The organism is Bartonella sp. AP21QHHD, from assembly GCF_042196205.1.
In the GTDB taxonomy this organism is placed as follows: domain Bacteria; phylum Pseudomonadota; class Alphaproteobacteria; order Rhizobiales; family Rhizobiaceae; genus Bartonella.
Genome location: NZ_JBHIPT010000063.1, coordinates 1 through 9,661, shown reverse-complemented (window position 1 = coordinate 9,661; position 9,661 = coordinate 1). Strand labels below are relative to the sequence as shown.

Sequence of the window (9,661 nt, the reverse complement as noted above, 5' to 3'; positions counted from 1 at the left end):
GCGCAAAGAAAAGAAAATGCTACTGTTGTAGACAAATGTTAGAAAATCCTATTCCCTAACTTTTATTTACGCGTCCCTCACAGTAAAAAAGCTGTATAAATACAGCAAGTTATTTTTACATAAAACTTACATGTTATCCATAAATGGTATAACGGTAAATCTATTGAGCTTCCCTTCTTTATGCTTGTGAAGTAACAAGCGCTGGGGGCACCATTCTGTCCAATATCCGGACAACCCTTAGCTCAAACCGTTCGTAAGAGGCATTTTTAGTTCTTTCTTACACAGAGTTTTTATCCACATAGCTCTCTCTACTTGTAATGTGCAAGCGGATGGTTTTGATTGATTTAACATGGAACAAGTTTGGAATGAGAGAATCTTACGATATTCGAGGTCCTCATTCAACATGCAAAATGGTAAAGTATCATTAAAATCAATATCTTGTTTTATTTCTGTAAAATATCATCATTTAGAGTAGCAATATAAGGCATGTAAAATTACATATGTGGTATTTTTTGTATGTAGTGGTGAGTATTCTGAGGTAAAACTTGTGTGTAAAGTATGAAGTAACCCCATGTGAAATGATGTTAGGTGCAATCCGTTAAACAAAAAGCTGTATTGTTTATAGATTGACGGAGGCAAAAAACTTCATCTTTAAGGTGGTAAGGCAGTCGTGAAGTTATAAGTTAACTATCATCATTATATTTATCCATCTTTCGTATTGTTTTTTATACTCAAACGTTTACCATTCATCATGTATTCTCTTCGTTCTCAAGTTGCTGTTTAATGCACGTTATTCTATTGAACGATTTTTGCTCATACGTATAAAATTTTAAGATCGATAAATCCTATTGGATGGTTTTTATCTATTTGTTTTTTCTTTTAAAATTTTTACTTTAAAATTGCGTATGCTTCTTACTAAGAAAAAGAGTTTAAATATCTACAAAGAAATTTGTAACAGATATAATCATTAAAATTGAGGTAGGGGGAATGGTTAATAGGTTTCAGATATGGAAAAAAGTCACGATTGTTGTGATTTTAGAGGGATTCTTTTCGACTGTTTATGTAATAGATGTCAATAGCTTGCAAGAAGCGAATGATGGTTCGTTTTATTTTTTAAAACGTGGCATGTCTGTTTATAAAAATGGGCATATAACTCAGGCTATTGCAGCATTACGTTGTGCTGCTAAGAGAGGCTATATTGGTGCGAATTGGAAACTTGGCTCTATCTATGCAAACGGTGATGGTGTCCCTAAAAATGATTATAAGGCATATAATTTTTTGCATATATTGTTGAAAAAGGTGCTGATCTTGGTTCAGAGGATGAAAGTTATGTTTCTGATGCATTGATTAAACTTGCCGGATATATAAAAAAAGGTATTCCTCAATCACCTGTGAAACCTGATCCTTCTTATGCTTCTCATCTTTATATGCAGGCTGCGGTAAACTATGGAAATCCTAAAGCTCAGTATCATTTAGGAAAAATATTTTTAAAGGGAGAGGGAAGGGAGAAAAATCTTATACAAGCAGCACGATGGTTTCAACTTTCAGCAAAAAAAGAAAATCCTTCTGCCCAAGCAATGCTTGGAAATATACTGCTTAAAGAAGGAAAAATTGTCCGTGGGGCAGCAATGTTAACTGCTGCCTATAAAAAGCTAACGTAAAAGACGAAAATTGGATTCACCCTTTGCAAGAAGAGGCTTTTGCTCTTTGTAATGAATCTGAGAGACGTACAGCAATTTCACTGGTTGTTGAGATTTTAAAGAATAACAGTTTTTAAACATCTGATTGTAATATTTTTACATTCTCTCATCTTATATTAAACTCTGTTTTCTTGTATACAAGTTCATAGTAAAGATAGCTTTTTTTGATAATCTAACGGCTAATGACTTAGGATTTTAGACAAAAATTCTTGCGTTCTCGGTTTTCTTGCTTGCGGATCAGAAAAGAACTCTTTAGATGAGCAGTCTTCAAGAATTGTTCCTTGATCTATGAAAATAACACGCTCCGATACTTTTTGTGCAAATCCCATTTCATGGGTTACACAAATCATCGTCATACCTTCTTCTGCTAAGCTAATCATGACATCGAGTACTTCACCTACCATTTCAGGATCTAGAGCAGATGTTGGTTCATCAAAAAGCATGACAAGTGGATCCATAGTTAAGGCACGTGCAATAGCAACACGTTGTTGTTGCCCTCCAGAAAGTTGACCAGGATATTTATCTTTGTGTTCAATGAGTCCAACGCGTTCAAGATATAACAATCCACGTTCAAGTGCTTCTTTTTTGCTTCGTTTTAGGACTTTGATTTGTGCAATTGTCAAATTTTCTGTGACAGATAAATGGGGGAAAAGCTCGAAGTGTTGAAACACCATTCCTACCTGACTTCGCAATTTAGGCAGATTCGTTTTTTTTGAATGAACTGGTATTCCATTAATCCAAATTTCACCTTTTTGAAAAGGGACGAGAGCGTTAATAGTTTTAATGAGTGTTGACTTTCCTGAGCCTGATGGACCACAAACGACAACGACTTCTCCTTTATTAATGTTGGTTGTACAGTTTTTAAGGACTTTAATTTCGCCATACCAATTAGAAACATTTTTTATTTCGATCATATGAGTAGACATTTTTTTTCCTGTTAGCGAATAATGGATACTTTTTTTTGTAAATACAAAACTATTTGTGACAGTGTAAAACAGATAACAAAATAGAAAATAGCTGCTAAGATATAAGCTTCTTGCTTTACACCAAAATTATTAGCAGCAATATCAAAACCATTCAAAAGGCTATGACCACTGATGGCATAAACAAGGGTTGTATCCTGAAAAAGGATAATAACTTGTGTTAAAAAGACTGGAAGCATATCTCTAAAGGCTTGAGGAAGAATGACAATGTACATACTTTGCCAATATGTCATTCCAAGAGCTTGTCCTGCATATTTTTGTCCTTGCGGAACTGAATTGATTCCAGCACGCATAATCTCAGCAAAATAAGCCGTTTCAAATGCGGTAAAGGTAATGAGTGCTGATTTATTTGCACCAATGGATATACCAGTTAAAAAAGGCAGAAGCACGAAAAACCATAAGATAACCATCACAAGTGGTATTGAACGCATAGCTGTTATGTAACTGATTGCAAACCAAGAAAGAAGTTTTATGGAAGAAAGGCGCATCATTGCTAAAAGTGTGCCGAAAACAAACCCCAATACCGTTGCAAAAAGAGTTAGAAAAACGCTAAAGAGTAAACCTGATAAAATGTAAGAACGAAATACATCAAAGGTAAAAAAGGAAAAATCAAAGTCGGAAAAATTGAAAGGAAAATAAAGTCCAAACTGAGAGCTTATGAAATTCACCATATTCAATTTCCCTTTGTTTGAAAATTAGGAATTTTGAGTATTTGTTCAATGACTGTCATCACAATGAATACGAATAAGGCTATTAGAATATAAAGGATCGTAACAAGCAAATAATTTTCGTAAACATGGCTTACTTCTTCAATTGTTTGGTATTGAAATTGCATGAGCTCATTTATTGAAACGGCGAATGCTATAGATGAATTTTTCACAATCCCCATTGCTTCTGAAGTAAGAGGTGGCATAATTGCACGTATAGCACGTGGTAGTATAATATAGCGATAACTTTGATAAGTTGTAAATCCCATTGCCATAGCAGCATAGCGTTGTCCAGAAGGAATCGCTTCAATGCCTGAACGAACCTGTTCAGCAATGCGTGCAGATGTAAAGAATCCCAATGCGCATGTTATTAAGAGAATGGGGGAAAATTTCATCGCTGGTGGATAAATCTTCGGAACAACAAAATACCACAAAAACACTTGTACAAGGAGGGGAATATTACGCATAATCTCTACCCAAATAGTACCGATAGTGCGAAATATATAATTGATTATGGATGTTTTGGGTAAAGTGCGCATTGTTCCTATAATAACACCACACAATACAGCTAATATAAGTGAAGTGATAGACAATATAATTGTATTTTTTAAGCCATCGAGAAGTGTATCTAAATAGGTATGACTTACGCCGGGAGTTCCCAAGCATCCTGTTACCAATGTTTGAGTAAGGTCATCTCTACAAAGGAAAGAAAAGTCCATTAATTGATATTCCCTCAAATTAGTCATTCACAAATAGGACAATAAACCACGCGCATCTACATAGTCCAGATTTATTAAAAAGTGAATTAAAATATAAACCACACTCAATTTCAAAAGAGTGTGGTTCTTCTTTATTAAACTCTATAAATCTTTTTCTGCGTAGCTTTCTCGAGGCTTATTATTTGGGTGATCCCAAGCATATCTTGTTTGTTTTGATAAGGGAAGGTTCATAACAGTGTTAGCAGGTGGGATCGGTTTCATAAACCACTTATTATAAAGCTTTTCCAGTGATTCATCTTTAATCTGACGTACGATACTATCATTGATTGTTTGTTCAAATTTTTTGTCATTTAATCTGAGCATACAGGCAATAGGTTCGACTGAAAGTACAGTATCAAGAATGACATAATCAGATGGATTCTTTGATTTAGCAATATGTCCAGCAAGAATTGAAGCGTCCATGACAAAAGCATCTGCCTTACCAGATTCTAATAATAAAAAACTATCTCCGTGATCTTTCCCCTTTAAAACTTTAAACTGAATGTTTTTTGCACGTTTATTTTTACGAATAAGTTGAACAGATGTTGTACCGGTGGTCGTTGCAACTGTTTTTCCATTTAAATCCTCAAGAGATTTAATGTTAGAGTTTTTCTTTACAGCAATCCGAACCTCTTCAATGTATGTCGTATAAGCAAATGCTGCTTCTTTACTGCGGGCAATATCATGTGTTGTTGAGCCGCACTCAAAATCATAGGTTTTATTTTTTAAGAGAGGAATTCTATTTTGAGAAGTGATGGGAAGATAATGAACTTTAATTGGTTTACCAATTTTTTTTGAGATATCATCAATGATCCGTTCTGCCATTTCTGTATGAAAACCTACATATTTATTATTACCAAGGGCGTAGGCTAAACCAGATGATTCACGGACACCTAAAGTAATTTCCCCTGTTCGTTTTATTTTTTCAAGAGTATCATGTTCAGCATGCGCGAAACTTGAGAATCCAATGGCCGTTGCTGCAATAAGCATTAATAATGATTTCTTCATTTATGTCCTCCATTCATTTATTTTTATTTTATTTGCTTAAGATATACTGTTTATATGCTGTAGCATAGTTATTATTTTTGAGTGGAATTTTTTTGTTGTCTCATGAAATGAGGATTTTACTTTCTTAATTGATATTAAGGTGAATCCAAACAGGAACGTGGTCGGATGGTTTTTGATATCCCCTTACTTCTGTTTGGCTATGAGCGCAAATTAATTGATCAACAGCTTCTGGTGATAATAATAAATGATCAATGCGAATCCCATTATTCTTAGGCCAAGCACCTGCCTGAAAATCCCAAAAACTGAAGGAGGGAGTATCGGTGACATTCCGGATAGCATCATAAAAACCTAAATGAAGAATACGTTGGAATGCTTTTCTTGTTTCTCCAAGAAATAAGGCATCTTGATACCATTCTTGAGGTTTTTTTGCATCTAATGGAGTGGGGATGACATTATAATCACCTGCTAGAATAAGAGGTTCTTCATACGCAAGCAATGATTTTGCATGTGTATATAATCTTTCCATCCATTCTATCTTATAGGAATATTTTTCACTCTCAATAGGATTCCCATTTGGCAAATAGAGAGATGCAACACGAACAACACCTTTGTTTGTTGAATAAACAGCTTCAATGTAACGTGTTTGTTTATCATTATCATTGCCTGGTAATCGACGGATCACTTCATCTGGTGTTTTTTTAGAGAGAATCGCAACGCCATTAAAACTTTTTTGTCCGTGTGTTTCTATATGGTAACCTAAATTTTCAATTGTATCGCGTGGAAAATTTTCATCAATACTTTTAATTTCCTGTAAACAGACTATGTCCGGTTGGCTTTGCTGCAGCCATTGACATAATGTTTCATGTCGCGCTTTTATTCCAGCAATATTCCACGTTGCTATTTTCATGGTGCTCATCATTAGATATCAAATATGCAATTCAATTTACTGCTATGTTTTACTACAGTCATATCGCTACTTTTTTATTTATAGGGGATATTACTTATGGTAAATTGATTTATCAAGAGTAGCGGTAAAAGCAAATTTAAAGCTTTAAAATTTAATTTATTTTCATTTTTAAAAACTTTCTGCTGTTTAGTTCTTGACGAATGTACGTGTTCTCGCTATTAGAGATGGACATAACCGATGTGAATGTAATCAGGTGTTTTGGATATGAACCGGATTATTCACAGGTGTTAAGAAGATTAAAAGCAAATGCTAGTGCAAAAGGCTATTGCCTTCTCTGCTTATGGTCGGGTAAACTGTTTTTTGCAGGTGTGCCCGATTTTGTGTGTAGACTTAGATATCTGCTCCGATTTTGTTGGGGTGGATAGAGATGAAAATAGAAAAGCCCGATTGGGTGAGACGAATGTAAATCGAAAAGAGGAAGGTTGCATGCCTACCGTAAACCAGTTGATTCGCAAGCCGCGTGTAGCGCCAGTTAAACGTAATAAGGTTCCTGCTCTGCAGTCGAATCCGCAGAAGCGTGGTGTTTGTACGCGTGTTTATACGACAACACCGAAGAAACCTAATTCTGCTCTTCGTAAAGTTGCTAAAATTCGCTTGACGAATGGATTCGAGGTGATTGGTTATATTCCTGGAGAGGGACATAATCTTCAAGAGCACTCTGTTGTAATGATTCGTGGTGGTCGTGTGAAAGATTTGCCAGGAGTTCGTTATCACATTATTCGTGGTTTGCTTGATACGCAGGGTGTCAAGAATCGTAAACAGCGTCGTTCAAAGTATGGCGCAAAGCGTCCAAAATAATATTGAGAGACAAAGCCAATGTCCCGTCGTCATAGAGCAGAAAAGCGTGAGATTAATCCAGATCCAAAATTTGGTGATTTGGTTATTATGAAATTTATGAATGCCATTATGTTTGATGGTAAAAAATCAGTTGCAGAGCGTATTGTTTATGGTGCGCTCGATTCTGTAGAAAAAAGAGTAAAAACAGATCCTGTGGCTCTATTTCATCGAGCTTTAGAGAATGTTGCTCCTCACATTGAGGTTCGTTCACGCCGTGTTGGTGGCGCTACTTATCAAGTTCCGATTGATGTTCGTCCTGATCGTCGTCAGGCTCTTGCTATTCGTTGGTTGATTGCGGCGGCACGTGGTCGAAATGAAACGACGATGATTGAGCGTTTATCTGGTGAATTGATGGATGCGGCTAATAATCGTGGTTCTGCCGTGAAAAAGCGTGAAGATGTTCATCGTATGGCTGAAGCTAATCGTGCTTTTTCTCACTATCGCTGGTAGAAGTTTTAAACTAAGGCAAATATAATGGCTCGCGAATATAAAATTGAAGATTATCGTAATTTTGGTATTATGGCGCATATTGATGCCGGTAAGACTACGATGACTGAACGTATTCTGTTCTATACCGGTAAGAATCATAAAATTGGCGAGACCCATGATGGTGCTTCTACAATGGATTGGATGGAGCAGGAGCAGGAGCGCGGTATTACGATTACATCTGCTGCGACAACGACGTTTTGGGAAGGGCAGGACGGTCGGAAGCGTCGCTTTAATATTATTGATACGCCAGGGCACGTTGATTTTACGATTGAAGTTGAGCGCTCTTTGCGTGTTCTTGATGGTGCAATAGCCTTGTTGGATGCAAATGCTGGTGTGGAGCCTCAGACGGAAACTGTTTGGCGGCAAGCTGAGAAGTATCGCGTGCCTCGTATGGTTTTTGTTAATAAAATGGACAAAATAGGAGCTGATTTTTATCGTAGTGTGGAGATGGTTGGTTCTCGGTTAGGTGCTAAAGCGCTTGTTTTGCAGTTGCCGATTGGTGCTGAAAATGACTTTGAAGGTGTTGTTGATCTTGTAGAAATGAAGGCTTTAAAGTGGGATGGTTCTATTGGTGCCTCGGCAGTGATAAGTGAAATTCCCTCTGATTTAAAGGAGAAAGCTGAAGAATATCGCGAGAAATTGATTGAGATGGCTGTGGAGGTTGATGAAGCTGCGACAGAGGCTTATTTGGAAGGTGTTATGCCAACCAACGAGCAGCTTGTTTCTCTCATTCGTAGGGGGACAGTAGAAGTTCAGTTTCATCCGGTTCTTTGTGGTACGGCTTTTAAAAACAAGGGGGTGCAGCCACTTTTGGATGCTGTTGTTTCCTATCTTCCTTCTCCAATTGATATTCCGGCGATTAAGGGTATTGATGTAAAGACTGAGGCTGAGACGACACGCGAATCTTCTGATGATGCTCCGTTATCTATGCTTGCTTTTAAAATTATGAATGATCCTTTTGTTGGTTCATTGACGTTCTGTCGTATTTACTCAGGTAAAGTTCAGAAAGGTATTTCTCTTGAGAATACTGTGAAAAAGAAAAAAGAGCGTTTGGGGCGTATGCTTCAAATGCATTCAAATTCTCGTGAGGATATTGAAGAAGCATTTGCTGGTGATATTGTTGCTCTTGCAGGACTTAAGGAGACGACAACAGGGGATACTCTTTGTGATCCTTTGAAACCTGTTATTTTGGAGAGGATGGAATTTCCAGAGCCTGTTATTGAGATTGCAATTGAACCGAAGACAAAAGCAGATCAAGAAAAAATGGGTATTGCTCTTAACCGTCTAGCAGCCGAAGATCCTTCATTTCGTGTTAAATCGGATGAGGAATCTGGTCAGACTATTATAGCTGGAATGGGTGAGCTTCATCTTGATATTATTGTTGATCGTATGCGGCGTGAGTTTAAGGTTGAAGCAAATGTTGGGCAGCCTCAAGTTGCTTATCGTGAGTCAATTACTAAAATGGCGGAAATTGATTATACGCATAAGAAACAATCGGGTGGTGCAGGTCAATTTGCTCGTGTGAAAATTGTTTTTGAGCCTCATGATGGTGATGACTTTATTTTTGAGTCAAAGATTGTTGGTGGTGCTGTTCCTAAAGAATATATTCCCGGTGTCCAAAAAGGGATTGAGAGTGTTATGGGGTCAGGTCCTCTTGCGGGCTTTCCTATGCTTGGTGTAAAAGCGACTCTCATTGATGGTGGCTATCACGATGTTGATTCTTCGGTTTTGGCTTTTGAGATTGCTGCTCGTGCGGCTTTTCGTGATGGGGCAAAGAAGGCTGGTGCACAGCTTCTTGAACCGATCATGAAGGTGGAAGTTGTTACTCCAGATGATTATGTTGGTGATGTTATTGGTGATCTCAATTCTCGTCGGGGGCAGATTTCAGGAACTGAAGCGCGCGGCATTGCAACGGTTGTGAATGCAATGGTTCCTTTGGCAAATATGTTTGGTTATGTGAATACTCTTCGCTCTATGAGTCAGGGGCGTGCGCAGTATACAATGCAGTTTGATCATTACGAGCCTGTGCCTTCAGCTGTTGCTTTGGAGATTCAAAAGAAATACGCGTAATTTCAGGTTGGTAATTAATTTTTAACTTAGTCCTTGGCTTGGACGGAAAATGGAGAGCTCAAATGGCGAAGAGCAAGTTTGAACGAACAAAACCGCATGTTAATATTGGTACGATTGGTCACGTTGATCATGGGAAGACCTC

General features: G+C 37.4%; 8 protein-coding genes and 2 pseudogenes. 5 read left to right on the top strand and 5 right to left on the bottom strand.

The genetic code is table 11. The annotated features are described in order from the left end of the window. Positions 1 to 987: 987 nt before the first annotated feature. Positions 988 to 1,777 (top strand): annotated as a pseudogene (locus ACFIMC_RS04690) (tetratricopeptide repeat protein). Positions 1,778 to 1,879: 102 nt separating this feature from the next. Here ACFIMC_RS04690 and ACFIMC_RS04685 read toward each other — a convergent pair. The 5 genes from ACFIMC_RS04685 to xth all read right to left on the bottom strand — a co-directional run bounded on the left by ACFIMC_RS04685 (position 1,880) and on the right by xth (position 6,063). Further along, complete coding sequence (locus ACFIMC_RS04685) at positions 1,880 to 2,626, bottom strand: amino acid ABC transporter ATP-binding protein (protein WP_273791447.1); 747 nt, start codon at positions 2,624 to 2,626, stop codon at positions 1,880 to 1,882. An 11-nt stretch (positions 2,627 to 2,637) separates the two neighbouring features. Beyond that, positions 2,638 to 3,354 (bottom strand): amino acid ABC transporter permease, encoded by a 717-nt coding sequence (locus tag ACFIMC_RS04680; protein WP_375612443.1) that lies wholly within the window; start codon positions 3,352 to 3,354, stop codon positions 2,638 to 2,640. A 2-nt stretch (positions 3,355 to 3,356) separates the two neighbouring features. Next, on the bottom strand, positions 3,357 to 4,109 hold the full coding sequence (locus ACFIMC_RS04675) for an amino acid ABC transporter permease (RefSeq protein WP_375612442.1): 753 nt from the start codon (positions 4,107 to 4,109) through the stop codon (positions 3,357 to 3,359). A gap of 141 nt (positions 4,110 to 4,250) precedes the next feature. Continuing rightward, the gene (locus ACFIMC_RS04670; protein WP_375612441.1) at positions 4,251 to 5,156 is read right to left on the bottom strand and encodes a transporter substrate-binding domain-containing protein; all 906 of its coding nucleotides are present in this window, start codon (positions 5,154 to 5,156) and stop codon (positions 4,251 to 4,253) included. Between the two features lie 124 nt (positions 5,157 to 5,280). After that, positions 5,281 to 6,063, bottom strand: a complete 783-nt coding sequence (xth, locus tag ACFIMC_RS04665) for an exodeoxyribonuclease III (RefSeq protein ID WP_375668574.1) — start codon at positions 6,061 to 6,063, stop codon at positions 5,281 to 5,283. A gap of 486 nt (positions 6,064 to 6,549) precedes the next feature. Between xth and rpsL the strand changes: the two genes are divergently transcribed. The 4 genes and pseudogenes from rpsL to ACFIMC_RS04645 form a co-directional block, all read left to right on the top strand. Further along, a complete protein-coding gene (gene rpsL, locus ACFIMC_RS04660; RefSeq protein WP_005773262.1) occupies positions 6,550 to 6,921 on the top strand; it encodes a 30S ribosomal protein S12 in 372 nt (123 codons plus the stop codon). 18 nt (positions 6,922 to 6,939) lie between these two features. Continuing rightward, on the top strand, positions 6,940 to 7,410 hold the full coding sequence (gene rpsG, locus ACFIMC_RS04655; RefSeq protein ID WP_015856589.1) for a 30S ribosomal protein S7: 471 nt from the start codon (positions 6,940 to 6,942) through the stop codon (positions 7,408 to 7,410). Between the two features lie 24 nt (positions 7,411 to 7,434). Beyond that, a complete protein-coding gene (fusA, locus tag ACFIMC_RS04650; RefSeq protein ID WP_375607436.1) occupies positions 7,435 to 9,519 on the top strand; it encodes an elongation factor G in 2,085 nt (694 codons plus the stop codon). A gap of 62 nt (positions 9,520 to 9,581) precedes the next feature. Beyond that, positions 9,582 to 9,661 (top strand): annotated as a pseudogene (locus ACFIMC_RS04645) (elongation factor Tu); the annotation flags it as partial.

What these genes read in the sequence shown, in the direction of transcription:
- ACFIMC_RS04685 (WP_273791447.1), bottom strand. Translation starts at nt 2,626, where the DNA reads ATGTCTACTCATATGATCGAAATAAAAAATGTTTCTAATTGGTATGGC.
- ACFIMC_RS04680 (WP_375612443.1), bottom strand. Translation starts at nt 3,354, where the DNA reads ATGGTGAATTTCATAAGCTCTCAGTTTGGACTTTATTTTCCTTTCAAT.
- ACFIMC_RS04675 (WP_375612442.1), bottom strand. Translation starts at nt 4,109, where the DNA reads ATGGACTTTTCTTTCCTTTGTAGAGATGACCTTACTCAAACATTGGTA.
- ACFIMC_RS04670 (WP_375612441.1), bottom strand. Translation starts at nt 5,156, where the DNA reads ATGAAGAAATCATTATTAATGCTTATTGCAGCAACGGCCATTGGATTC.
- xth (WP_375668574.1), bottom strand. Translation starts at nt 6,063, where the DNA reads ATGAAAATAGCAACGTGGAATATTGCTGGAATAAAAGCGCGACATGAA.
- rpsL (WP_005773262.1), top strand. Translation starts at nt 6,550, where the DNA reads ATGCCTACCGTAAACCAGTTGATTCGCAAGCCGCGTGTAGCGCCAGTT.
- rpsG (WP_015856589.1), top strand. Translation starts at nt 6,940, where the DNA reads ATGTCCCGTCGTCATAGAGCAGAAAAGCGTGAGATTAATCCAGATCCA.
- fusA (WP_375607436.1), top strand. Translation starts at nt 7,435, where the DNA reads ATGGCTCGCGAATATAAAATTGAAGATTATCGTAATTTTGGTATTATG.